At 55.2% G+C, this 23,725-nt stretch carries 23 protein-coding genes; 8 read left to right on the top strand and 15 right to left on the bottom strand.

Annotation, left to right across the window (positions count from 1 at the left end):
• The coding region (locus tag RDV48_23865; protein ID MDQ7825860.1) for an HNH endonuclease signature motif containing protein at positions 1-272 on the top strand (272 nt) is incomplete at its 5' end.
• Positions 273-426: 154 nt separating this feature from the next.
• Here RDV48_23865 and RDV48_23860 read toward each other — a convergent pair.
• The 5 genes from RDV48_23860 to RDV48_23840 form a co-directional block, all read right to left on the bottom strand.
• On the bottom strand, positions 427-657 hold the full coding sequence (locus tag RDV48_23860; GenBank protein ID MDQ7825859.1) for a hypothetical protein: 231 nt from the start codon (positions 655-657) through the stop codon (positions 427-429).
• A gap of 123 nt (positions 658-780) precedes the next feature.
• A complete protein-coding gene (locus tag RDV48_23855; protein MDQ7825858.1) occupies positions 781-975 on the bottom strand; it encodes a hypothetical protein in 195 nt (64 codons plus the stop codon).
• Between the two features lie 204 nt (positions 976-1,179).
• Positions 1,180-3,048 carry an ankyrin repeat domain-containing protein gene (locus tag RDV48_23850; GenBank protein MDQ7825857.1) on the bottom strand — a complete coding sequence of 623 codons (1,869 nt, stop codon included), beginning with the start codon at positions 3,046-3,048 and terminating at the stop codon, positions 1,180-1,182.
• A 90-nt stretch (positions 3,049-3,138) separates the two neighbouring features.
• On the bottom strand, positions 3,139-4,671 hold the full coding sequence (locus RDV48_23845; protein MDQ7825856.1) for a hypothetical protein: 1,533 nt from the start codon (positions 4,669-4,671) through the stop codon (positions 3,139-3,141).
• A gap of 272 nt (positions 4,672-4,943) precedes the next feature.
• A complete protein-coding gene (locus tag RDV48_23840; protein ID MDQ7825855.1) occupies positions 4,944-5,894 on the bottom strand; it encodes a thermonuclease family protein in 951 nt (316 codons plus the stop codon).
• Between the two features lie 541 nt (positions 5,895-6,435).
• Between RDV48_23840 and RDV48_23835 the strand changes: the two genes are divergently transcribed.
• Together RDV48_23835 and RDV48_23830 are read left to right on the top strand one after the other, a co-directional pair.
• Complete coding sequence (locus RDV48_23835; protein MDQ7825854.1) at positions 6,436-7,659, top strand: tetratricopeptide repeat protein; 1,224 nt, start codon at positions 6,436-6,438, stop codon at positions 7,657-7,659.
• A 59-nt stretch (positions 7,660-7,718) separates the two neighbouring features.
• Positions 7,719-8,588, top strand: coding sequence for a hypothetical protein (locus RDV48_23830; GenBank protein MDQ7825853.1), 870 nt, complete (start codon positions 7,719-7,721; stop codon positions 8,586-8,588).
• Here RDV48_23830 and RDV48_23825 read toward each other — a convergent pair.
• The 4 genes from RDV48_23825 to RDV48_23810 all read right to left on the bottom strand — a co-directional run bounded on the left by RDV48_23825 (position 8,567) and on the right by RDV48_23810 (position 12,689).
• On the bottom strand, positions 8,567-9,622 hold the full coding sequence (locus RDV48_23825; GenBank protein ID MDQ7825852.1) for a hypothetical protein: 1,056 nt from the start codon (positions 9,620-9,622) through the stop codon (positions 8,567-8,569). The genes RDV48_23830 and RDV48_23825 overlap by 22 nt on opposite strands.
• A 306-nt stretch (positions 9,623-9,928) precedes the next feature.
• Positions 9,929-10,627, bottom strand: coding sequence for a hypothetical protein (locus RDV48_23820; GenBank protein MDQ7825851.1), 699 nt, complete (start codon positions 10,625-10,627; stop codon positions 9,929-9,931).
• Positions 10,628-10,660: 33 nt separating this feature from the next.
• Entirely contained in the window at positions 10,661-11,614 is a 954-nt protein-coding gene (locus RDV48_23815; GenBank protein MDQ7825850.1) for a cyclic nucleotide-binding domain-containing protein, read from the bottom strand.
• A 7-nt stretch (positions 11,615-11,621) separates the two neighbouring features.
• Entirely contained in the window at positions 11,622-12,689 is a 1,068-nt protein-coding gene (locus tag RDV48_23810) for a type IV pilus twitching motility protein PilT (protein ID MDQ7825849.1), read from the bottom strand.
• A 284-nt stretch (positions 12,690-12,973) separates the two neighbouring features.
• Between RDV48_23810 and RDV48_23805 the strand changes: the two genes are divergently transcribed.
• Positions 12,974-13,831 carry an SPFH domain-containing protein gene (locus tag RDV48_23805; protein MDQ7825848.1) on the top strand — a complete coding sequence of 286 codons (858 nt, stop codon included), beginning with the start codon at positions 12,974-12,976 and terminating at the stop codon, positions 13,829-13,831.
• Between the two features lie 56 nt (positions 13,832-13,887).
• Complete coding sequence (locus RDV48_23800; protein ID MDQ7825847.1) at positions 13,888-14,358, top strand: hypothetical protein; 471 nt, start codon at positions 13,888-13,890, stop codon at positions 14,356-14,358.
• Between the two features lie 9 nt (positions 14,359-14,367).
• Here the strand turns inward: RDV48_23800 and RDV48_23795 are convergent, their stop codons facing one another.
• Together RDV48_23795 and RDV48_23790 are read right to left on the bottom strand one after the other, a co-directional pair.
• The gene (locus tag RDV48_23795) at positions 14,368-14,997 is read right to left on the bottom strand and encodes a hypothetical protein (GenBank protein MDQ7825846.1); all 630 of its coding nucleotides are present in this window, start codon (positions 14,995-14,997) and stop codon (positions 14,368-14,370) included.
• A 76-nt stretch (positions 14,998-15,073) separates the two neighbouring features.
• On the bottom strand, positions 15,074-16,744 hold the full coding sequence (locus RDV48_23790; protein MDQ7825845.1) for a DUF2330 domain-containing protein: 1,671 nt from the start codon (positions 16,742-16,744) through the stop codon (positions 15,074-15,076).
• A 187-nt stretch (positions 16,745-16,931) separates the two neighbouring features.
• On the opposite strand from RDV48_23790, the gene RDV48_23785 reads away from it, so the two are divergent.
• Positions 16,932-17,591 carry a hypothetical protein gene (locus RDV48_23785; protein MDQ7825844.1) on the top strand — a complete coding sequence of 220 codons (660 nt, stop codon included), beginning with the start codon at positions 16,932-16,934 and terminating at the stop codon, positions 17,589-17,591.
• Positions 17,592-17,612: 21 nt separating this feature from the next.
• Here RDV48_23785 and RDV48_23780 read toward each other — a convergent pair whose 3' ends face one another.
• Both RDV48_23780 and RDV48_23775 read right to left on the bottom strand, forming a co-directional pair.
• Positions 17,613-18,377: a TatD family hydrolase gene (locus RDV48_23780; protein ID MDQ7825843.1), complete on the bottom strand. Its 765-nt coding sequence runs from the start codon at positions 18,375-18,377 to the stop codon at positions 17,613-17,615.
• A 12-nt stretch (positions 18,378-18,389) separates the two neighbouring features.
• Entirely contained in the window at positions 18,390-19,130 is a 741-nt protein-coding gene (locus tag RDV48_23775) for a hypothetical protein (GenBank protein ID MDQ7825842.1), read from the bottom strand.
• Between the two features lie 147 nt (positions 19,131-19,277).
• On the opposite strand from RDV48_23775, the gene RDV48_23770 reads away from it, so the two are divergent.
• Positions 19,278-19,529, top strand: coding sequence for a hypothetical protein (locus RDV48_23770; GenBank protein ID MDQ7825841.1), 252 nt, complete (start codon positions 19,278-19,280; stop codon positions 19,527-19,529).
• 70 nt (positions 19,530-19,599) lie between these two features.
• A complete protein-coding gene (glgX, locus tag RDV48_23765; protein ID MDQ7825840.1) occupies positions 19,600-21,750 on the top strand; it encodes a glycogen debranching protein GlgX in 2,151 nt (716 codons plus the stop codon).
• Here glgX and RDV48_23760 read toward each other — a convergent pair.
• Both RDV48_23760 and RDV48_23755 read right to left on the bottom strand, forming a co-directional pair.
• Positions 21,747-23,288 (bottom strand): GAF domain-containing protein, encoded by a 1,542-nt coding sequence (locus RDV48_23760; GenBank protein MDQ7825839.1) that lies wholly within the window; start codon positions 23,286-23,288, stop codon positions 21,747-21,749. The two genes, glgX and RDV48_23760, sit on opposite strands and share 4 nt — an antisense overlap.
• Positions 23,289-23,490: 202 nt before the next feature.
• Positions 23,491-23,712, bottom strand: coding sequence for a hypothetical protein (locus tag RDV48_23755; protein MDQ7825838.1), 222 nt, complete (start codon positions 23,710-23,712; stop codon positions 23,491-23,493).
• Between the last annotated feature and the right edge of the window lie 13 nt (positions 23,713-23,725).

Genomic DNA, 23,725 nt, shown 5'->3' with positions numbered 1-23,725 from the left:
TGAAGCGCGACCGGTTCCGCTGCCAGACTCCGGGCTGCCGCTGCCGCAGAAACCTCCACGTCCACCACATCATCAGGCGCTCCCAGGGCGGCACCGACGACCCCTGGAACCTTATCGTGCTCTGCGAGGCCTGCCACCTCCACCTCCTCCACGGGCTCCGGACCCTCACCGTGAGCGGCAGGGCGCCTTACGATCTCACCTTCATCTTCGGCTCCTCTGAAGACGGGGAGCCTTTTCTGGTTGACGGGAACGGCTCAAAAAAGCGGCTCTGAGCAAAAAAGCATACCATTTGTCAGGTTAATATTGACATATAGCGTGCAAGGAGTGCGCAGAAATTGCTGCCGGGTGGATTTCTTTTTCTGAGGGAAGGCCGGGCTGCCTCAGCTGGATGATAGCGGCGCAGGAAACCTCTTCCGCGCCCCAGACTCAGCGGAGCAGGCCGCTCTCGGTGAGCCTGAGCCCTTCCTCCAGCAACTGCTCCATCAGTGACAAGGTATCTCTTTCCACAAGGGTACAGGGAGGCACGCCGTCCTCCACTTCCTCGCTCGTCGTCGGCTCGATCAATGCGGGAACTATCCGCGTGACCGCCACCGACAGCCAGGGAAACAGGGCGCAGACAGGAGCAGGCTCGGAAGGGGGAGGAACCAGACCAGCCATACTGGGGCCAGGCAGTTTCCCTTCAAACCGGTGAAGCCCGGCCCGGATAGTAAGAGAGGATGAGGTGAGGAAATATCCAGGGATCCTTCAGCGATATCCGGGTCCCCGTAAAAGCAACAGTATCTATCTCTGGGCGATGCTGCGTTCTTCGCGGCAGGCAGGCCTGCTGACGGATGCCGTTATCTCACTTTCACACTCTTTGCCGGCAGGGCATTCCTGGAAGGTATACAACTTCAGGTCTTTCCCCCCGATGATGAGCATGGGGAGCCTCTGTTTCTTTTTTTCCTTCAGAAAACGGTTTTTTTCTTCACTCTCCATTATCGTTTCCCCCTTATGAATCCACCTCTTCTTTTTTCATGGCACTCATGCGCAGGAAAATTTCATTTACAGGGATTAAGCGCCATAGGAAGCTGAAACGTGGCAGGAGCTGTGGCCTGGGAGTGTAGTGTTATTCTTTGGAAAAGTTCTCTTCCTTTCTCCTATTATACCCTATCCTGGAAATAATTGCACCAGGGTGGATTGTTACCCCGCGCCGTACTTGCGCAGGATCGCCACATTCTCCCTTCTCCCCGCCGCAATGGCCTTCTGGAGGGGAGTTGTGCCTCGCTGGTCCTTGGCATTCACCTCTGCGCCGTGGGAAAGGAGGAACGACACCATGGAAAAGTCTGTCTGGGAGGCCCAGTGGAGAGGCGTCTGCCCCTTGCCATCCTTGGCATTGACCTCAGCACCCTTGGCGATAAGGAGATCGGCCACGATGCCATAGCTCTGCTGGGCCAGTATATGGAGCGCCGCCTGCCCCAGGCTGTTCTTGATATTGACATCGGCCCCGCCCAGGATGAGAAGCTTCATGATCTCGTGATCGTCGTTGGCTGCCGCGAGATGAAGGGCATTGGAGCCGCTCTTGTCCAGGCAGTTCATATCGGCGCCATTGGCGACAAGGATCTTCACCATGTGTACCCGCTTTTTTATCACGGCATAGATAAGAGGCGTCACTCCATATTTATCGGCGCTGTTAAGGTCTGCCCTTTCCCCCACAAGATACCGGAGGAACTCCTCGTGGCCCCAGTGGACAGCCCTGTGGAGGGGCGTGACCCCCTCCTCATTCATTGCATTGATATTTGCTCCATTGGCGAGAAGTATCTTCGCAATAACCACGTCACCGGTAATGGCAGTCAGGTGGAGGGAGGTCCAGCCCACCTTGCCGGTGTGATTGATATCGCAGCCGCCTTTCAACAGCAGCTCCACGGCCTCGGGGATTCCTTTCTCCGTGGCGAAATGGAGAGGGGTGAGGCCCCGGTAGGAGAGGGCGTTCATATCGCCGCCCCCGTTGATATATTTTTTAATGGTGGCCATATCCCTGTACCTTATGGCATTGAGGACATCTGCAAGGGGAGGGGGAGGCTCCACGGGCTCCCGGGCCATAACCCTCGCCGGAGGCGCGGAAGGCGCTGCAGAAGCGGCAGGCGGGGCAGGAGCGGCAGGCGGGGCAAGGGTGTCATTAAGCCTCTTTATAATGGCCGCCGCAGAAGGCGGGCGCTTTTCACATTCATATTCCATCATCTCGCCTATGATCTCTTCGAGGTAGGCAGGAACGGCAGCGTTGAGGGCTCTCACCTTTTCACAGGCATGGGGGGCCTTGGTGGGGTCCCCCCCGGGATCCAGCCCGGTGAGGAGTGAATACAGGACAGTCCCCAGGGCGTAAAGGTCGCTCCTGGGCTCAGCGAATCCTTTGTACTGCTCGGGCGCCGCGAATCCTGGCGTGCCCGCCTGAGTCCCCCCTCCCTTTTCCGGGACAAAAAGGCGGGCTATTCCAAAGTCCACGAGGAATATCCTCTTCTCGGAGAGCATGATATTCGAGAGCTTCATATCCCGGTATACAATGGGAGGGCACTGGGTATGAAGGTAGTTGAGAATCGAGAGAATCTGCCTGAAGTAATCCAGCACCTCCTCGACAGGAAAGGGGGCCTGCCCTCTTTCGGCCCTCAGGGCCTCCAGGTCTTTCCCCTCGATGAAGGTCATCACAAGGTATCTCGCGGGCCTTGCCGTAGAGGGATCTTTCCCGCAGAAGAAATCAATGACTTTCGGCAGGCCGCCATGGTGAAGCGTCGAGAGGAGCCGTGCCTCCTCCCAGAAGCGCCCCTCCGCATAGGCGTCGTCATCCTCGGAAGTGAAGGCGCTCTTCATCTGCTTGACTGCCACCACGTTGTTAAGCCTTATATCGCGGGCCTTGTAGAGGCACCCCATCCCGCCTGACTTGACGGTGGCAAGAATCTCGTAGCGGTTGTCCAGAAGAAGGGAAGCAGACTCTGCCGCGAGCCTCTCGCCGCATTGCATGCAGAACCTCGCCTTATCTTCAACAGCACTGCCGCATTGGGGGCAAAACTTTGGCATATCGGAGAACTCTCCGTTTCTCTCTCGGTTACAACCAAAAAGGCAGCACCCACGGGGATACTGCCCTTGGTTTCAGCAGGTTACCACCCTCTAAGCCTCGGGCTGCCTGCCGAGGACATTGCTTATGCACCTGATGGCTCCGCGCCATGAGGTGAGCGCCGGGAGCACCAGGGGGATGACCTGGAATCCCTGGGATTCATAGACTTCCGTCGCCTTCCTGTCAAGTGCCGGGAGGCCGAAGGTGGGAAGGAACACGCGCCTCACCTCGGTGCCGTCCTCCCTTGTGAAAGTCTCCTGGATGCAGTTGTTGTAGGTGACCCATGGCAGTCCCGGAGGGCCCTGGAGATAGGGCAGGCGCTTCACGTCGTAGCCCTTTTTCTCGGCATGCTGCGCGTTGTAGTCAAACTGGTGCTGGAGGCCGGGATCGTCCTTGGTGTTGGCGTCAACAAGCTGCTGAAGGTAATCGGTTTTCTCCCCGAATACCTCGCTGAGCTTCTGGTTGTAAGCATCATACTCTTCCTTGGGCAGATTCTTTATGATATCGATGGCGACGCTGGGATCACCCACGAGGATAGTCTTGTCATCAATGGGAGTAAAGCCCATGTCGATATGGAACGTGGCAGGCACCTCCTGCTCGGTAGTGGCAGGATCATCGGCACCGATAATGGTGACGGGCTTGCCGTACTTGTCCTCGAAGACCTTCTTGGCCTTGTCCATCCAGAGGGCCTCGTCAAAATTTCCCCTCTTTGCCTTTGCATTCTTCTCGTAGTGAAAATCAGGGACATGATACTGCTCGGCGCCCTCGGGATACTCCATCACCAGGTTTTTCTTGAAAGGCGAGGTTTCCAGTCTTGCGATCCCCATGGGGGCATGCTCGCGCTCGAAAAGGTTCTTGGCGGTAAGGTAAAGGGAGTTGTACCCCAGGAAAGTCTCCCTGCTGTTTGAGACCTCGTCGCCGCCGTCGGTGACAAGCCTCTTGTCGGCATCCAGGATGATCCCCTCGTTGGCGGCAACAAGCCTGGGCGGGACCTTCGGATCATCGCCATGGGGCCGCATGGTGGTCTGGTTCAGGATCGCCGTGTCATCGGTGGGGGTGAAGAGGCCCAGCATCTGGTCGCGGGCCCACATGGTGATGTTGATGTCATCACACATTACGAAATTGAAGCGCTCGGGGTTGGGTATGTTATTATCCTTGATGAGGCCCTCGATCTCTTTTTTGTCTGCCTGGCTTTCCACGGCGATGGTGAACTTCACGTCAGGGTCCATGTTCTTGAATACAGTGGTCCAGGCATTGAGCACGTTCTCCCTGAGCGCCGGGAATTCCGTTGACTGCGCGTCAAGCTGGAGTGCCAGGTGGGATATCTTGCCGAAACAGTCGGAGAACACACCGTTCTGCTTGTTGGGCTGCGGATAGTCCACCTTTGAGGAGTGGGGTTTTTCCGCCCCCGCTGATTTTCGGGATTTCCCGCCCTTGACAGCCTTATGGGCTTTCAGGGCGTCAGCGGAGATGGAGGCAGTCTCCTGCTCTAGGATTTCGCTTCCGGATGGCTTTTCCGGCAGTGCCCCCGCCCTTACCGTCTTGTCCTCAGGCAGGGTAAAACGCGGACCAATGCTTTCAATCATGGCGCAGCTCCTTATAAACCAGGTTATGTTGGTTTTTCTCTCATTTTATTATAGCCCTCTCCCGGGGAGAAGACAAGAGCCTTGTTGTTAACTAAATTTTAACATTTTCCCGACAAGGCTGAAAACCACCAGCAGATAATCTGGCTCGGCCTCAAGGGGCTCATGGAACAATGATCGCCGGCTGCACTTCGCAGAGAGCGTCGGGGAAAAAATAATCGAGGCCTTTTTCAAGGCCTCGACGTTTCTCTTATTGTCCTTACAGTCTGCCGGTCCTATCTGTCCCAGCGGCTCCCGCCGGGTCCGCCTGCTGCGGGACTGCTGCTGAGGGGCGGGTCGCCGAATTTGAAGTTTCCGCAGCCCGGGCTGGTGGTAGCTGCGGGTCCGCCACAGCCGGGAGTTGTGGTGGAGACAACGCTCCTCCATCCTTTGGGGGGAGTGCTCACGGGAGGGAACCCGTAACCTTTTTCGTTATGATTGAAGCCGTAGCCCCTGCTGATGCCGTTATAACCTCTGCCGCCGTTATCGTAATAACCTCTTTTGACTCCGCTGTCGCCGAAGCTCTGTGCCCTTCCTGCGTAATAACCTGAGCCGTTTCCATAATAACCCTTGCTGCTGCCGAAATACCCGCCGGCGATAGGCTTGTCACCGAAGCTGGCTTTCGCGCAGGGAGCGTAGCCATAGCCGCCGGTCACACCGGAGAAGCCGAAGCCGCCTTTGCTTATCCCTACGGGCTTGCCTGTTCTGTCAGGAATGATACCCAGTTTCGCCTGGCGGAATGCCCAGGGAGACACGGGATTCTCAGAGGCCCAGAGGCCGGTTCTGCTGGCTCTTGACTCTTTCTCCGCAGCGGCGACAGCCGGTGAGAATGCCTTCTGATTGTACCAGGCCATACCATTCTTTGCCAGGGTGAGAGCCACATCCTCGTTCCCCGACTTCACATTTGCCACGTAGCGGCCGTAATGATCCTTGCTCTTCACGTCAACCCAGACTTCTTTTCCCCAGAGCTGCTCTTCCATGAAGAGCTTGGTTTCCTGGCCGTATTCCTGCTCAAGCTCCGGGCATACGACACCGTCAATTTTCACCTTGGAGATTCCTGATCCGTTTTTCACAAGGATGTTGTTGCCGTCCTCTATCGAGACGACAACGCCTGTGAAGGACTCAGCGAACACTGAGGCCGCCATCAGGACCAGGAGGGTTATTGTGAGGATTGTTACCTTTTTCATTTCATTTCCCGCCTTTCGGTTGTTTTGCTTGATTCAATCATATCATAGAGTCTCTTTAACAATCCACTCAAAGTTGTTACATAGATGTGAATATCTACACTGATTTCACTTTAAGCCTTTTGCGAAGGGGTTAAAAAGCATGCCCCCACACTGATTGCTTTTATATATTGGTTCTGTCAGCTATCTATGCAGTTAATCCCCATCAAGATAAGGAAATCACCGGTGCTTTTGATGGAAATTCCAGCACTCGAATACCCCTATAAGGAATCCGTTTATTCTCTTTATTTATAATGTTTCCTGCATCTTAAAAAATTATTTCCCATAACAGCAGATATTTCACCCTGTTTCACCTCATCGCATGGCTGATGGGAAAGGCCTGGGAGACATTGAAGTGAATATGGCAGGATAAGAGAGCGGCAGGGAGAAACTCATGGTTCATGCCCACCGCAATGATGAACCTGGCTCTCCCGGGCAGTTTCGCAGTGCCCGGCCCGGGCCTTAAAAACAGCTTTCATGACAGGTCACTTGACCGAGGCGCCTTATGAGTCTCTTTGAAAAATACTTCGGAAAACAGACGCTCCTGGAAGCCCTCCAGAAGAACGATTTGAAGACTGCCCGCAGGATTGTGGACAGCGGGAACTTCGACACCGCAGAGAGGGCTTCAGACGGAACCACAGTCCTTATTCTGGCATCAATGCATGGCGATCCCCATATCATAAAGGCCCTGCTTGACCATGGAGCCGACCCCAACGAAGCGGGGCAGAGGGGCGTTGCACCCCTTCATGCATGCGCCAATACGGGGAATATTGAATGCGCAAAGCTGCTCATTGAAAAAGGCGCCGACGTCAACTCCCGTACTACCGGCCAGAAAGAATCGGTCCTTTACTATGCCCTGAGAAAAAACCATGGCGCGATGGTGGAGCTCCTCCTCTCCTCAGGCGCAGATCCCAGGGAAATGCTGCGCTTCGAGATTATGAAGAAAGGCCAGGAGGCCTACAAAGTCCATATGAGCGGCGACCTTGCCCTCGCGGAGAGACTTTATCACGAAGCCATCGCCAGGGCAGGAGCCGAGCTCGGTCCCCATGATTTCAGCACCGCCGAGCTCCGGCACTATCATGCCGATATCCTCAGGGATTCTGGGCGCATCAGGGAGGCAGAGGCAGTGTATCTGCAGGTCCTCGAGGACTACCGGGCGGCACTGTCACCTGATGACCACCGGATAGGCACCTGCTATCATGACCTCTGCGGTGTCTGCCTGGAGCGCAGGGAGTACGAAAAAGCCCTTGAGTACTGCTCAAAAGGCCTTTCAATAAGGATGGCTCAGGCCGTGGGCGATGAGAGAGTTCTGCAGCTTGCACAGAGCCTCAATGTCTATGGGCAGATCTGCATCGAGCTCAACGCCATGGAAGAAGCCAATAAGCACCTCGTGCAGGCCCTGAACCTGAGGGCTGAAATCCTTGGGCGCCTTCATCCCGATTCGCAGCTCACTCTCAATAACGTCGCCCACATGTATGCGAGGCAGGGCCAGGCGGACAAGGCGCAGGGACTCCTTGAGGCAATAAGGACTGCCGCCCATCAGAGCAATGATCCCATCCATCCGAAGCTCCTTCTCAACCTGGGCGACCTTTACAGAGATGCCGCCCGTGTGCAGGAAGCACGCGACGTCTATAACGAGGCGCTTTTCCTGGCAGAGCAGCACTTCGGCCCCAACTGCGACGACGCCATGGACGCGAGAAAATCGCTGGCAGGCCTCAATGTGAACTGAATCAAGGAATCCGGGCAGGGCAGGAGCATGAAGGCTGCCTGAAGGGAGGAGGATCCTTCTTGAGTGATGGAAAGGTAAAAGCCAAGGAGCCTTCACCGGCAGCAGGAATTATCACATTCGTCATCTTCTTTCTCATCTTCACGCAGTGGGAAAGGCTTGCAGCTCTGTGGAACACCATGGCGGAGTGGCTGGCGTCCCGCGGCATCACCCCCGGCCTGGCGCTGGCGGGAAAGGCCGTTGTCTTTATCGCCCTTCCCGCGGCTCTCTTCCTCGCCTGGGTGAAATCGGCCATAATGAAGGCTTTCCCGGAAAAAGTCACCTTTACCGAGGCTTCACCGGACGAGTACCCTGCCTTTGACCATGAAGCTTTTGAGCGGTACACCGAAGCCTTTGAGTCCCTCGGATTCAAAAGGCTCATTGATTACCATTCTCCCGAGATGGAAATGCAGGGAATAAAAGGGATAGGCCGCCTCTTCTCCCATGACCGGCAGTTCATATTTGCCGAGTGCAACCAGAATTTTCCCCCTGGCCGCAATCCGACTGAGGTCAAATGCGTTCTTGTCTCCTTCATGACCGACGGATTCAGTTTTTCCACGACCGACAGGAAGCCCGACGGCGTCACCTATGCGATGCGCCGCCCCCGGTCACTGTGGGTGAGCCTCCCGCCGGCATCCCCCGGTGAGCTTTTCAATGCTCACCTGGAAAGGAGAAATGCGCTTGAGAAGGAACTCAAGGCGAGACTGCTCAGGGAATCGTCGGCCCAGGGGTTCTTTGAGCATGAAAAGAAAGAGCACCTGCTGAGGAAAGAAGCGCTGGGAAAAAGAAACATCGTGGCAATTCTCTATGATATCATTGTCACGGGCAGCAACCCGCCCTTTGAATGGATGGGAGAATACGGGGGGCGCCTTCAGGATCGCTCAAAATCGTGAGAGGCTCCGTTCCTTGAAAGGCTTCCCCTGCGTCCAAGCCAGTAGGAGAAAACCACTGACACCAGTAAGAAAAGGCCCAGCAGGAGCTTCCTCTCGATGGCAGGCCTGTCCTTTGACCACGTTTCGTAGCTGGTCTTCAAGAAGATGAGGCCGGTCTTCAGATCGGCCTTCCCGGCAATCTTGATATTGCGGTAATTGCCCGAAGAATTTTCACTGGAAGCCTCCTCGCCTGAAGGGGAAGCCACTCCGGGCAAAGCGCCCTGCGAGCTCTTCAATGAAGCCGCGCTGTCCTGATGAGGGATCTTAATCGCCGCCACGCATGAAGAGCCCGACACCGCCCTGCATCCCGAGGGGAACATCAGATCGCAGCCCTCTGCGTTTACGATTTTCACATTTTCGGGCTTCATATCCTCTACGGAATAGGCCACAAGATGGATGATTCCCCTCACTTTGTTGCTGCTCAGAGTACATCCTTCGCGGCAGATCAGCATGACAACCGCTGATGGCCCGCAGATGATCTGATCCCACGGTCTGGCGGGGAGATCAATCTTAACTGATACGCGCTCGATGCCTTCCACGCACTCAATGCTCTCCTCCAGGTCGCGTTCGAGGGTGAGAATGCGCTCCTCCCTGGGGGAGGCCGCCTGCTGCAGAACATAATACCCCTGCCTCACAATCCTCTTTTCAATGCCCTGGCTGGCAAGGAGACTCCTGGCCTGCTTCAGCTTCGCAGGTGGGACTCTCACCATGGTGCCTTCATCGTTCACAATAAAGTCTATACGACTCTCTTTCAGAACTTCCCTCGCCGCATTGAGAGAATAACAATCAAGGCAGGCATTGCGGTAAACAGGGATATAAGATTGACCTGGCAGATACTGCACTATGACCTGAATGATGAAGGCTACAATTAGAAGCCTCATCATAAAGCGGGAGACTTTCTCCGAATGCCTCAAGCTTTCCCGGCTCCATGGGCAGCGGTTCGAGCAGAGCACGGGACCGTCACTGTTCTCAAGAATCTTGGTCTCATTAGCCATAAAAGGTATCTCCTTTCAATGGTCAGTACTATGGAAAATCTGGCGATCCGGAGCTTTTACAGGGGCATCACCTCCTCATGAGCGCAGGAAGGGCTTTGAAAGTGCGCACGGCCTCCTTTTCCTCTGATGGCATGATAAAGAACGTAACCTTGCCGGGGAAAGGGAATCTGGAACCTGTACAGTGGGGGCCGTGGCTTGAAAGGACATGCGGCGTCCTTACTCCCATTATGCCTCATGGACATTGCCGAACTGTTGCTATCCTGTTAACAGAAGATGAACAGCATGGATAGTACAGGAGGAAGGGGCCTACGGGAGGAGATTCATCCTTGTCGAGAATATTGAGCTTGCCTCGGTATCTCCCTTTCTTATGAGGCTCCGGCTCTCGTTTGAAAAGCCCATGAGCCTCCCCTGCTGAAAGGCAAAATATACCTTGCCCTGGGCTTTCAGGTCCTGCTCAAGATCGGGGGGGACCGAGACATGGGTATCAGGCAGAAAGGTCCTTATGACAGCGCACTCGGTGCCGGCAAAAGTCTGAATGCTCTCAAGGGTGTAATGATACTCCAGCTCCAGGGTTCCTTGGGGAGTGGCCTGGGGAATCCGCTCCGTGATGGGGATTATGATCTCGCTTTTCCCCTTCCAGGCGGCATTTATGGCAAGAGGGCCCTCAGGGAACGTGGGGTTTGAAAAGGGAAATTCCCTTGAGGATTCCAGAATCTCGCCGTTGGGTTTCATGGTCACCACGACCTCCCGGCCCTGATGGGGGACCGGACTTGAGAGGCCTCCCATCTTCATGACCGCTGATTCTATCGTGTAGCGCGCCCTGAAGGTGCGATCACCGCGCACTTCCAGTATCTCCTGGGCTATTACCATCTCGACGGCATAGCTCTGATCCGTCGTGACATTGATATTTCCCACTCCCTGCTGGAGCTTCGTGGTGACCTGGAAACGGCATCTGGCTCCGGCCACGGGCCTGTATTCAAGCTTTATCTGCTGAGGCTCCTGCATGATGGTATCCTTTCACTGTGTATGATATTGGAATCATGGCTGAAATTGATGCCTGGAAAGGCGCTCCCTGTTACAGTCCTCGCGGCAGACAGCGGCATGCTCCAGCGCGGCGGCGAGCTGCCTTGCAAGGGAGAGGAGGAGGTTCTTCTGGGCGCCGGTAAAGGGCGGCTCCTCCAAGCGGGAGAGCATGGCCATGAAAGCGAGGTTTTCGGTCCCTGCGCCCATGAAGGTCATAAAAGCGCGGGAAATCCCTGTAAACCTTGCTCCCCACGTCTCCGTCTCTTTGCCGGGATTTCCTTCGAAATAGCCGCCATGGGCCCTGAGATGCTTTACGAGAGGGTCCTGGGCGGAAATTACGCGGTCTTCAAAGGTAACGCCATGGTGGCAGGCGACCTCGTAATCATCACTGTAAGGGTTGTAGAGGGCTACGAGCCACCCGTCAACGGAAGGTATGGATCTGCCGACGATTGAGCAGGCTCCTTCAAGGAGATCTGTCACATCCTTTCCGGACGCGATAAGAAGGCTCATCTCGGAGAGAGCTGACAGCTCCTGTGTGGTTTCCAGGAGCCGCCTGGAGATGGCCTCCACAAGGTGCGGGAAAAACAGGGAAGAGGTGCAGCTGTCATCCATGATAAGGGTCCTGAGCTCATCGCTTTTAAGGACAATCAGCTCACCGTCGGAAATGGCCTGAGCCCTGATAAAACTCCTGCGGTGAGGGTCTGTCTCTATTGCGCCGAATATATCTCCCCGCCCCATGATTCCTACAGAGCTGAACTCTCCGCCATCTCCCCCGAGCCTCTTCTGGAGGGAAACCTCGCCTGAAACCATGAAGTAAAGGGCATTCTCCTCGTTCCCCTCTTCAATTATCACCTCTCCGCAGCGGAAAGCCGCCTCCTTCGAGATAAGGGAGAGCCTGTAAAGCGTCTCTTCGGAAAAGCTTTTGAAAAACCCGAGGTTTTTGAGCTTATCTCTCATCTGATCATTCATGGGCACCTCACACGCGAAGATAGCTCTCAAACTGCTGCAGATTGTTGGACTTGGCCATGGCCTCCTCCATGCTCACCTCTCCCTTGCGCACCAGATTCGCAAGAGAGCGGTCCATGGGCATCATGCCGGCCCGGAGGCCCATTTCGATGGCATTGTAAATCTGGTGGGTCTTCCCCTCCCTGATAAGGGCTGATACGGGGTTGTTGACGATAAGGAGCTCCCTGGAAGCAATCCTTCCTTTCCCGTCGAGTTTCGGGATGAGGACCTGGCAGATAACCACGCGAAGCGTGGTGGCAAGCTGTATCCTTATCTGCTGCTGCTGGTATGGTGGGAATACGTCAACAATCCTGTCAATGGTCTTGGCGGCGTCATTCGTGTGGAGCGTGGCAAATACAAGGTGCCCTGTCTCTGCCGCCGTAAGGGCCATTGAGATGGTCTCGAGGTCCCTCATCTCTCCTATGAGGATTACGTCGGGGTCCTGGCGCATGCCGTATTTTATTGCGTTTGCAAATGTCTGGGTGTGGATGCCCACCTCACGCTGCGTGATGATGCATTTTTTAGGCTCAAAGATGAACTCTATGGGGTCCTCCACGGTGAGAATATGGCCCTTGAGCTGCTGGTTGATCAGCTCCAGGAGACAGGCGATCGTGGTCGTCTTTCCGCATCCCGTGGGCCCCGTGACAAGCACTAGGCCGTTATGGAGGGAGGCGAGGGCCGTCATGGATTCAGTGAGTCCCAGCTCCTCAGGGGTGGGAATGGTGGAGGAGATAATCCTGAAGGACATCCCTATCCCTTCGCGGGACTGGTGGAAGTTAGCCCTGAAACGGGAGATGCCGGGGATGTTATATGAGCAGTCCAGCTCATTGCTTTTCCTGAAACGGTTCACCTGCTCCTCTGAGAGCAGGCTCTCCATCATGGCATTTATCCTTTCTGGCGAAAGGGGCTGAATCTCATCAAGCTTCTGTATCTCGCCGTTTACCCTGATGCTGGGGCTGTGACCTGCCATGAAGTGGATATCACTGGCGTTTTTCTTGACTGCTACCTCAAGGACCTCGTCAATTGCCTCACGGACCATAGAGCACCGCCTCCCCTCGTATACTACAGGTGACTTCTTTCTAGGAACCCTCCCATGCTTCGACTTCAATGAACCTTAATCCTCCGGGCTTCCTCTGCCACCCGATCTGATAATTTCTTTCGCGCTTAAAGGAATGGCTACCGGTGCCGATGAAATATCCAATGAGAATATTTGTCACCCGCCCGCGCGGCTTTCAGGATAATCGTCAGTCCATAGAGCAATATCACATGATGGCGCGGCAAGGGTATTTCAGCATCAGGCTGAAGGAAAGGAGGGCCATGTCCATGGGAGGGAGTGTTTCACCTCTGCTCATATTAGCATTATTTGCGATTGTAATCGTCATATATGTAGAATTTTCAATGATGGCGAGGCTCTTTCACAAGGTGGGCCCCAATGAGGCCCTCATAGTCTCGGGCGGCGGCGGGATAAAGATAGTCACCGGCGGCGGCATCATGGTATGGCCTTTCATCCAGAAGCTTGACCGCCTGTCGCTGGAGGCCATGAAGGTTGACATTGCTGCTCCCGAGTCACTTACCCTTGACGGTGTGCCTGTCACACTCCATGCCGCCTCGCTTGTGAAGATACCCTCTGACGGAGCAATGATTAAGAAGGCCGCTGAGAGGTTTCTTCTGAAGAAGCCTGAAGAGATTATCGCCATGGTGAAAGAGCATCTGGAAGACCTGGTCATGAGCCTTGTCGCAAAAACCACCTTCCAGGACCTTCAGAAGGAGAGGGATAAGTTCTCAGCAGAAGTGACAAAAAGCTCATTGGAGAGCCTTTCCAGGATGGGCCTTGTCATTGAGTCCTTTTCAGTCAGGGAGGTGAAGGCGACCGGCAGGAGAGAGGCAGCCGATCATTCCCCTGCAGCAGCGATGGACAGGGCCGAAGCCGGCACCCTTGAAGAAATCAACGTGTCTGTCGCCATAGCAAGGAGAGAGGCCGAGACGGCCGCTCTCGAGGCAAAGACAGAGATAGCGAAGCTGAAGGCCGAGGTGGAGATGGAGGCGCAGATATTCGCCAGGGAACTCGAGAAGATGAAGGCCGAGGCGGCCTTTGCATCGGGCCAGTTCAATGACGCCCTTGAAAAAATGAAGGATCCCCTGAAGGCATCGTGGCCTTCTGAGAACCTCTTTGATAAGTAGCATGGCGGAAATCGCCGGTCCTGCCGGTATAAGACAATGAAAAGGGAGGGCATTTTATGAGAAAGGTACTCATCGCAGCGATATCTCTTGGGCTGATCCTCATGCTGGGAGCCGCCAGGGCCCAGGCCATCGAGAAAATCAAGCCTGACCCGGCAGCGGTGGCGCTCCTGAATGAATTTCTCACCGCCCTCTCAATTCCTGACGACGAAAAAAGGCTCAAGGCCGTGCTGCCCCTGGTGCACAAAAGCCTTATTGCAAAAAACGGCGACCTGGACAGAAACGTCAAGGACTTCTCTTACAGGAAGGCCTGCGAAAATGTGAGGTTCTACCAGCAGCCTGCAAGCATCTATGAGGTCCACAAGGGAAATGTCTTCACCATAGGATTCAAAGAGACCGCCGAACAGGGAAGAAATGACAAGTATTTCATCAACAAGAAGGCAGGAGTGGCGGGAAGGCCTGCGCCCCTCCATGTCTTCTTCCCCTCAAGCGGCGGCCCGCCGAAGATCACCAACATGGGGAGCCTCTAGCAGGCGCTCTCACTCTTTTCCTCTTTCTATGACCCACACGTATTTCCGGTGGAGAAGCTCATCGTAGTTCTTCACCATGGTGAAGAGGAGAAACTGCTTGCCGGCAGGGGGAGGAGCAAGCTCGAGGGTTCCGTCATCACGCTCCGTGACGGGCACCACCTGATCATATCCGCTCGCATGCATCTCTTCAGGGTCACCGATATAAAAGCGCGGCGGTGATTCTGTTCTTGCGGGGAAAACCGTGACGCTCACCTTGCTGGCCGTGCTGAGAGGCACGGGAATGACGAAGTCGGGAAACTCCGTGACGTGGATGGTGTCGTCGGGGGCAAGGAACTTGCATATGAAGCCTTTCTCAACATACTTGCCCCAGAATATTTTCGAAGCCTGGTAGGGCCTGCCGTCCACCATGAGATAGAGAAGCTTTCTGGCTTCCATCTCCATGGCTTCCAGGATGGAGGTGTATGAATCAGGCTCCACCTGGCTTCCGACCTTCACAATCTGGCGCTCCAGGGACTTCAGGGCTCGGTAGGTATCGGCTTCAGGGGGCCACTCCCCTCCATGGAGGGGCGAATAAAGAGCAAGCGCCAGCAGAACTGCCAGCAGAAAACACCTGGGAATCCGATAATAAACACCTCTCATAAAGTCTCTGCTCCCTGCCCCGGTTGCCAGCGGCACCAATCTTTTCCAGCGATAAGGCTTCGATATTTCAGTAAGGTCACTCACGACGGGAATTTGCTCCTTTCACCTCCCTGATCGGAATATCAAAGGGAATTGCTGAAGGAGAGTACAGCCTGAAGAACACTCCACGGTCACTGGTGAAAATCGTGAAGTTTCCAGGGGAATCCTCTTCACGGACATCGCCGCCGGTAATGATATTCACAAGGGGCTTCTTTTCACGGTTCATATCTTTATACGCCTCGCCGAGGCGCGGGAGAAACCATTTCCCTATCGCAGCTTCCGGCATTATCTCGAGATCCTTCTTGTTGCTGCCTGCCACGAATTCTACCGCATAGCTCAAATCCCTGTAATAGCCATAAAGACTGATACCACCTCCCAGGTCCCCCGTCTTGATAGTAGGAATTACAAGGGGCCCCAGGGGCGGGATGACAAGGCAAAGCGCGAGGAGCGGGGCAAGCACTTTTGCGAAGTGCAGGATGGGAATCCCCGCATTGCATATCTTCCCGTAGAAAATGAACAGTACCAGGGGGGCCGCGATACACCAGATCCAGAGAGTGAGCACCATGGCCGTATCTTTAGCCCCCCGGACGCTGTAATACTTTTTCTGAAAGGGTTTATAAGGCTCAAAGGAAATGGAGAGGTCCCGATTCATCTCTTTCGGGGCGAGCTTCCCGGCGCACCGCGTCAGCACCGCCCCATCCCACAGGTACGAGGAAGCCTGGGGATGACCGACCTCCTGGTAGGTCGCTTCCATACGGTATAATTTTCCCTCAGGCTTTTCCTGGAATATGCCCCACTTTGAATCGCGAGTCTCATTGGCCGGCCTCTCCTTCAGGACATCGCAGAGCTCCATGGTGAGGGGAGTTACCTGGGCCCTTCGATCAGCGATGACAAAAAGCTCGAGATATACGGGCGATCTCCCCAGGGCTGTCATCCTCATGGGATAGACAGGAGATGCGGCAGCAAAGCTGATTTCGAGCGGATGGGGGACAGAGAGGCCGTTCTGGTCCCTGGTGAGCACGGCGGCAACGAAACGCCACTGCTGCCTGATATAGTCTTCGGTCATGGCCGCTCCTTCCTGCGGCACTTCTGTGAAGCCATTGGTCTTCAGCCACCTGTTCAGCGCCTCAAGGCTCTGTGCATCAAGCACAGAGACCCGGTAGCCCCCCACGATGGCCTCCTGCTCGACGGCGACGCCTTCTATGGTCACTGAGGCAGGAGCCAGGCCGCCGCCGCGCCCCCTCAGGAAGTTCGGGCCGATAACGGCAAAGATTATCACGAAGCCAACCAGGCTCAGAATGGCCCCGGGGAGGGAGGGACGGAGGAGCCCCATCAAGACAAGCCAGAGAGTGATAAGGACGGCGAGGAGGAATGGGAAACTCTTCTGCCTGGTGAGATCATTGACTATTTCGGGCTGGGCGCATATCGAGAGGGTCTTCAGGAAGCCGGGAGACACTTCGCGCACTTCGAGAGGCTTCCCGGGTACCGGCACGATCCATCCAAAGCTTTTCCCTTCCCCGTTGAATGCTGATTCCACGACAAGCCGCTCAATGCCTTTCTGATATATCACCATGGCTCTCTGCGAGGGGATCGCGGGAAGAGATGCATAGGCCTTCTCGGGGTAATAGCACCCGTCAGCGAGGACCGATGGCGAGGAAGCCAAAAAGCACAGCACCATGATACAGGCAAGCACCGCGGTCCTTATCATGGGCTCCTGCGACCTCCTTTGAAGCTGAATTCCGAAGGGTGAACCTCTTTATCTATTATGCTCCGATATACCGTGTTCCTTCACCACGGAAGAAATGTGTGCTCCTTCCCTGCCAGAGAGGAGGAAGGGCAGAAAAAGGTGAAAAAGGGCATGAGAATAAATTTCCCGGCACGGAGGAAACATTCAGATGAAAAAGGCGGCAGTTACCCTGATATCGGCCCTGCTTTTAATAATGACAGGAGCTCCCCTCTTCGCGGCCCAGCAAAAAGGAGTGCTCTATTATGCCGAGGGCGGTACCGGCGGCGGCACCCTCCATATCTACGGGGGGAAAAAGCTCTACAAAATGAGGTACAACAACTCCGCGACAAAAATGTCGGGCCTCACCGGACAGTTCCGCTACGGGGAGCGCTGCATTTTCCAGTTCCACGGCGAATCAGGCGATCTCTTGCTTGACTCAATCACTTTTACCGGTGAATTTGAGAGGCTCATACAGATTGCCGACGATCTTGTGAGGGGGCACTACCGCCGCCTGCAGGAAGGGAACTTCAAGCAGGCCTATCAGAATCTGAGCCCCGCCTGGCGGAAAAAACAGCCATACGAGTCCTTCAGGAAAGGCTTTCAAGGCATCTCTTTCACGGAGAACATGGACAGCATTCCCGTCTATGCCACCAAGATCATAGGCCATGACTCCACAGGGGTGCTCGTGCTCGTCAATGAGTACTACTTTGTGAAAGGAAGCGGGAATTACCTGAAATACGAGGTGATCACTGTCCAGGGGAAATGGGAGCCCGACTGGTATATCGACAGGGTGGAGAAGATAACCTCAAAGGACTGGCAGGATTCATAGCATGGGACCCTGCGGGCCGCCTCAGAGTTTGAGAGAGAAGAGGCTCATGGCATTCCTCCGGAGGATGGAGGCCATTTCATCGGGAGCCTTCCCCCGCAGCTCGGCTATTTTCCCCACTATGAGAGGGATTGACGACGGCTCGTTCCTTTTTCCCCTCGAAGGGTCGAGGTAGGGACAGTCAGTTTCCGCGACAATCCGGTCCTCAGGGACTGCAGCGACCACTTTCCTGAGCTCCCCGGCATTCCCGTAGGCAATCATCCCTGTGAACCCGAGATAGAAGCCCATCTCGAGAAAGCGGCGGGCATACTCCATCGTGTCGGAGAAGCAGTGGATCACGCCTCCCCTCTCTTCAGCCTTTTCTTCTCTCAGGATCGCCAGGGTCTCTTCCGATGCCTCCCTGCTATGTATGACCAGGGGCTTTTTCACCCTGTGGGCAAGCCTCAGCTGCTCCCTGAAAACCTCCGCCTGCACTTCGGGAGGGCTGAAGTGGTAATGGTAGTCAAGTCCCAGCTCTCCGACGGCCACTACCTTCTCATTACGCGCCATCGCCTCAAGAGCCGCAAGGTCGCCTGGGGCCATCTCGCCCGCATTGTGGGGGTGAAAACCCAGAGCGCCATAGATGCCTCCGTGTTCCAGTGAAAGCTTCAGGGCCTGCTCCGAAGAGCCCATGTTTATGCCGACAGTGACTATTACAGAAACGCCCTGTGAGGCGGCGCGCTCTATCACCTGGACACGGTCCTTTTTGAAGGACTTGAACTGAAGATGGGCATGGGTGTCAATATGCATTGCTCTTAAAGGTTACTTCATCTGATAAAAGGTATAGCGTGGCGAAGAGAGCTTTTCCGACGTCCCCCACCAGAGCGTTGAGGCACCTTCCCCCCTGAAGGTATAGTACCTGGCGAGATCGACCTTCACCCTGAGGGGCTTTTTCCTTGAGATGACTGCTGGACGTCCTTTTCCCCTCACGACATTCCTCCCGGGGGCTGCCTTTGTGACGCCGCACTCAATGTGCAGTACCGCACTTCCGTGGAGCACGAGCTTTCCCCCGGATTCCTCGATATAATCCGCTATTTCCAGCTTTTCCTTCCATGTTGATACCACGAATGTCGCATAGAACGGCGTGCCTGGCCTGTGATCCCCTTCCTCCACCTCCAGGGTGAAAAGAGGCTGTGCGAGAAGGGACTCTACTTCCTTTTTCCTGTCCTGCCCAAGAAACCTGGAAGGGTGGCTCACGGTAAAAAGGCTCCCTCCCTTCTCCGAAGGCACTGCCTGGAGAAGCCATATTCCCTTCTGTCCTGCCAGAAAGGAAGGGTCAAGCGAGGAAGAGAGGCCCACGACATAATCCCAGCGAAGCCTGCAGGTGGATCCCGGAGCGGCATCGCCGGCCAGGACCCCGTCGATATGAAGATCCCCCTCGTACCGCCTTACAGGCGCATCTCCCTCCATGCTCACCGCCTTCAGTCCCTTCAGGGTCCCCGAGACCACGAGGTCTGAATCAGCGAGAAGCGAGGAGAGGGGGAGGGCCTGGAAACTTGCCATACATGCTCCTTGAGCACTTGATAGGAAGAGAAAAACCAGTAACAGGATCATTCTTGCCATAAGATAATAATTCAATCCCGGGAGGGGGGAACCTTCTTTGCGTCGTATGCCTTCAAGGGGGCTTTCCCCGGGAGGAGCGGCGGATCCATGAGTGACATAAAAAGCAGGAAACTCATAGTCATCAAGGGTTTTCTTTTCCTTCTCATCGGCCTCACGGCTTCTCTGTATATTATCTGGCTTACCCGCTCTCTGCTCATTGCCTTCCTCCTTGTCACGGGGATCTGGGCCTTCTGCCGCTTCTATTATTTTCTCTTTTACGTGCTGGAGCGCTATGCGGGTGTCGAGGGAAGGTACGCAGGCATAGGCGATCTTGTCTTGAGGCTCATGAGAAAGAGTTGACATTTTAATCCCGAAGGCTTATACTTTGTGGTAATTCTCTGCCCGATTCTGCAAGAAATGAGGTGATACCATGGCGGTAAAAACGAAAAAAAAGCTTACCGTCACCGAGGGCTGCTGGTACCCTCTGGGTGCGACGCTCACTGACGACGGCGTAAACTTCGCCCTCTATTCCCGTGATGCCGAAGAGGTGACTCTCGAGCTTTTTGACGAGCCCGGGGAAAAGCCCACGGCCTCCATCAAGCTCGAGCACAGGACAAAATACATATGGCACGCCCTTGTGCATGACATCGGCGCCGGCCAGCTCTACGGTTACAGGGTAAAGGGGCCGTACGAACCCGCCAGGGGCTTCAGGTGCAATGAACACAAGCTTCTCATAGATCCCTATGCAAAAGCCGTGAGCGGCAAGGCAGAGAACGTCGATAATCTTCTCTTCAGCTATGACAGCCGTTCTGACCTGAAGGACCTCTCAATGGACGAGCGTGACAACGCGAAAGTCATGCCAAAAAGCATTGTCATAGACGACCGCTTTGACTGGCAGGGAGACAGGCCCCTCCACATCCCTGTTGAAAAGCTCATCATCTACGAGACGCACCTGAAAGGCTTCACGGCCCACCGCTCTTCAAAAGTGAAGCACCGGGGCACTTACCTTGGCTTCATTGAAAAGATACCTTATCTCAGGGAGCTCGGCATCACTGCCGTGGAGCTCCTTCCCATCCAGGAGTTCCAGGTTGAGGATTTTCTCAGCGCAAAAGGCCTTACCAATTACTGGGGCTACAATACCATCGCCTTCTTCGCCCCTGAGTCCTCCTACTCCACGAAGTCCTCGCCGGGCTGCCAGGTGGGCGAGTTCAAGACGCTTGTGAGGGAGCTTCACAAAGCGGGTATTGAAGTGATCCTCGACGTGGTCTACAACCATACAGGCGAAGGAAACGAGCTGGGCCCCACACTCTCCCTGAAAGGCATCGATAACCATACTTATTACGCGCTTGCCGGCGACGAAGAGTACCCAGGGCGCTACTATATGAACTACAGCGGCTGCGGGAACTCCATCAATGCCCAGAACCACCAGGTGATAAGGCTTATCGCCGACTCCCTGCGCTACTGGGTGCAGGAGATGCACGTTGACGGCTTCCGCTTTGACCTCGCCACGGTCCTGGGTCGCACCGCTTCGGGCTTCTCATCGCACTCCGTGTTCTTTGACGTCATATCACAGGACCCTGTCCTCAGCGGGGTGAAGCTCATCGCCGAGCCCTGGGACGTGGCCACCTACCAGGTAGGAAACTTTCCCCTGGACTGGTGCGAGTGGAACGGAAAATTCAGGGACACGTTGCGCCGCTTCACCAAAGGAGACAACGGGCAGCTCGGCGAGCTTGCAAAGCGCATCACCGGCTCCGCTGACATCTATGCCGATGACGGCCGCACCCCTTACCAGAGCATTAATTTCATCACCTGCCACGACGGCTTCACCCTCCATGACCTCGTCTCCTACAATGAAAAGCATAACGAGGCCAACCTCGAGGAGAACAGGGACGGCTCGACGGACAACAACTCCTGGAACTGCGGCGAAGAGGGCCCCACGAAAAACGAGGAGATCCTGACCCTGAGGAAGCAGCAGGCCAAGAACTTCATGGTCACCCTCCTCGCTTCACTCGGGACTCCCATGATCCAGTGCGGCGACGAGGTCCTGAGAAGCCAGGGGGGAAACAACAACGCGTACTGCCAGGATAATGAAATCAGCTGGTTCGACTGGTCCCTCGTGTTAAAAAATGCCGACTTTCTCACCTTCACCAGGGAGATGATCGCCCTCACCAAGGCTTTCCAGGGGCTTCAGGTGAGAAAATTCTTCAAGGGGTATTACGACAGGGTTCTGGACGTCTTCGAAATTAACTGGTACAACAAGGAGCTGAGCTTTCCCGAGTGGGACGACCCTGAAAGCAAGACCGTGGCCCTCCAGATCCACGCAAGGGAAAAGAGCGGCTTCGAATACTACTTCATGTATATTCTCAACTCAGACTACCGCACACAGTACTTCGAGCTTCCCGAGCTCCCCTCGCCGTTCACCTGGCACAGGAAGGTTGACACGAGCTTCCCCGCCGGGGAGGATATCCTGCCCCGCGGCAGCGAGACCGAGGTAGTTCCTGCTGATTACTACTTCGTAAACGCCAGGAGCATCGTGCTCCTCGTGGCACTGAACCTTGAGAAGCGGGAAAAGAAGGACTAGTCTTCCATCGCCCTGGAGGCACCGTCGTACCAGAGGAACACATCCTCGACCATATGGTCATACTTCTTGGTGACGGCCTCGTAAAGCTTTGCGTTCTCGATGGCGACGGCGGCCTCGCTCGCAAGGGTGGAGCAGAATTCCAGCTCGTCGTGGGTGAACTTCCTCGTGGTGGTGAAATAGATCTGAAGGATGCCGGTGAGGTGCTCCTTGGCTTTCATTGGCGTGGTGACGACGGAGTTGATCCCCTCTCTTGCCATCGCCTGTGCGCACTTCTTTGGAAGATCGGCTTCAAGGTGCCGCCTGATGACCACATCCCCGCATGTGGCATCCTCTGAACGCTCAACATAGTCGTCCCTGATGATGGCCATGCATCCTTTTGTGACCCCCGAGACCTCCTCAAGCGTGAAATGGCTGGCTTCGGGATCCCATATGAAAAGCGAGGCCCCCTGGGCATTCAGGGCTTTTGCCGCCCCCTCCACGATAGCCTTGAAGGTCTGGTGCTTGTTAAGGCTCTTGCTGAGGGAGCTTGTCACAAGAAAGAGGGTGTGGAGCCTCTCGTAGAGAAGGGCATTGCTCACCGCAATGGCCACCTGGTTTGCAATGGTATGGACAAAGCTCTTTTCATCCTCACTGAATTCATACTCCGTGGCAGTGTAAAGACGCATGGTGCCCAGCACCCTCTCCTTGGCGGTAAGGGGCACGCAGAGCACCGATACCAGCCCCTCCTCACGGGCAAGCTCAGGAAGGACAAACCTCGAGTCGGCAGTGACATTGGGTATGTACACGACCTTTCCCTCAAGGAGCTCCTGGTCGATGGGGAGCTCTTCAATCTTCGAGGGACTTCTCTCTATAAAGGACTTTTTCACCCCGTAAATTGCCTTTGCCACCATCTCATGCCTGCGTTCATCATAGAGCTTGATGGTGCAGGCCTTCATCCTCATTGCCTCGGTGGCGAGCTTCGCCGCCGTCTCGAGGACCTCCGTGAGAGAGAGCGACGAGTTGACCATCATGGAGAAATCCTTGAGCCTCAGGTCCCTCTCCTTTATCAGGATGGCCTCTATTGCCTGTACCGAGAGCTCTGCGAGCTTTTCAACGTCTTCGATGACGCGGGCCGAGAAATCCCTGCCCGTCGTGGAATAAATGCGCAGAATGCCCACGACATGCTTATCGGTCTTCAGGGGGATGCTTGCGATGGAGCGGATTCCTTCCTGCTTGATCTGCCTGGGATAGAGGACCCTGGAGTCCTTTGAGATGTCTTCTATCACCACGGTGTTCCCCGCCAGGACCTCCCGGTCGATTGAGCTCTTGTCGATATTGATGGGCCCTTTCGCAAGGTACTCGTTACTGAGGCCATGGGATGCCGCCACCTCCATGGTCCTGCATTTCCTGTCCATCACCCTCACAAGGGCGCCCTTCAGGCCGAATATGGCAGTCACGCCCTTCACTATCACTTCAAGCAGGCTGTCAAGTGATGCCACGCGGTGCATCTGCGCCGTAAGGTCGCATAAGGTGCAGGTCTTTGCTGATTGTCTGGCCATGGTTCCTCCTTTTTGTGAGTGGCTTCCGCCCACCGCAGAAAAAAAACAGAAGAGGTGATATGAGGATTTCAGGATAGTGGGTTCGTTGCTGTCACTCTCTCATAATAGTATTCTTCCCGAGGGGCTTCTCTCCTTTTTTCCTCGAGGGGCGCCCTGGAATGAAAAAGGCCCCGGGTTCCCGGGGCCCATGATAAAATTCCCGCTATTTCGCTATCTTGTCCAGCTCCTGCTTTATACGGCTCTTGTCGAGCGACGCCATCTGGCATACAATCTCTGTCTGCTTGTTGATGAAGCGGAAAGAGGGAACCTCGTTGATCTTGAGGTATCTCATTGCCTTGGCATGGCTCGGATTGTCTCCGTACAGGGTCACGATGACAACCTTTTTCTCGTATTCCTTCTCGAGCTCCTTCACGATTGCCCCCAACCGCGCCGGTGCT

The sequence above is a fragment of the Candidatus Eremiobacterota bacterium genome (assembly GCA_031082125.1).
In the GTDB taxonomy this organism is placed as follows: Bacteria; Vulcanimicrobiota; CADAWZ01; order CADAWZ01; family Ess09-12; genus Ess09-12.
This window is presented reverse-complemented; position numbering and strand designations above follow the sequence as displayed.

Coding starts and splice junctions, on each gene's coding strand:
- RDV48_23860 (MDQ7825859.1), bottom strand. CDS start 657: ATGGCTGGTCTGGTTCCTCCCCCTTCCGAGCCTGCTCCTGTCTGCGCC.
- RDV48_23855 (MDQ7825858.1), bottom strand. CDS start 975: ATGGAGAGTGAAGAAAAAAACCGTTTTCTGAAGGAAAAAAAGAAACAG.
- RDV48_23850 (MDQ7825857.1), bottom strand. CDS start 3,048: ATGCCAAAGTTTTGCCCCCAATGCGGCAGTGCTGTTGAAGATAAGGCG.
- RDV48_23845 (MDQ7825856.1), bottom strand. CDS start 4,671: ATGATTGAAAGCATTGGTCCGCGTTTTACCCTGCCTGAGGACAAGACG.
- RDV48_23840 (MDQ7825855.1), bottom strand. CDS start 5,894: ATGAAAAAGGTAACAATCCTCACAATAACCCTCCTGGTCCTGATGGCG.
- RDV48_23835 (MDQ7825854.1), top strand. CDS start 6,436: ATGAGTCTCTTTGAAAAATACTTCGGAAAACAGACGCTCCTGGAAGCC.
- RDV48_23825 (MDQ7825852.1), bottom strand. CDS start 9,622: ATGGCTAATGAGACCAAGATTCTTGAGAACAGTGACGGTCCCGTGCTC.
- RDV48_23820 (MDQ7825851.1), bottom strand. CDS start 10,627: ATGCAGGAGCCTCAGCAGATAAAGCTTGAATACAGGCCCGTGGCCGGA.
- RDV48_23815 (MDQ7825850.1), bottom strand. CDS start 11,614: ATGAATGATCAGATGAGAGATAAGCTCAAAAACCTCGGGTTTTTCAAA.
- RDV48_23810 (MDQ7825849.1), bottom strand. CDS start 12,689: ATGGTCCGTGAGGCAATTGACGAGGTCCTTGAGGTAGCAGTCAAGAAA.
- RDV48_23805 (MDQ7825848.1), top strand. CDS start 12,974: ATGGGAGGGAGTGTTTCACCTCTGCTCATATTAGCATTATTTGCGATT.
- RDV48_23800 (MDQ7825847.1), top strand. CDS start 13,888: ATGAGAAAGGTACTCATCGCAGCGATATCTCTTGGGCTGATCCTCATG.
- RDV48_23795 (MDQ7825846.1), bottom strand. CDS start 14,997: ATGAGAGGTGTTTATTATCGGATTCCCAGGTGTTTTCTGCTGGCAGTT.
- RDV48_23790 (MDQ7825845.1), bottom strand. CDS start 16,744: ATGATAAGGACCGCGGTGCTTGCCTGTATCATGGTGCTGTGCTTTTTG.
- RDV48_23785 (MDQ7825844.1), top strand. CDS start 16,932: ATGAAAAAGGCGGCAGTTACCCTGATATCGGCCCTGCTTTTAATAATG.
- RDV48_23780 (MDQ7825843.1), bottom strand. CDS start 18,377: ATGCATATTGACACCCATGCCCATCTTCAGTTCAAGTCCTTCAAAAAG.
- RDV48_23775 (MDQ7825842.1), bottom strand. CDS start 19,130: ATGGCAAGTTTCCAGGCCCTCCCCCTCTCCTCGCTTCTCGCTGATTCA.
- RDV48_23770 (MDQ7825841.1), top strand. CDS start 19,278: ATGAGTGACATAAAAAGCAGGAAACTCATAGTCATCAAGGGTTTTCTT.
- glgX (MDQ7825840.1), top strand. CDS start 19,600: ATGGCGGTAAAAACGAAAAAAAAGCTTACCGTCACCGAGGGCTGCTGG.
- RDV48_23760 (MDQ7825839.1), bottom strand. CDS start 23,288: ATGGCCAGACAATCAGCAAAGACCTGCACCTTATGCGACCTTACGGCG.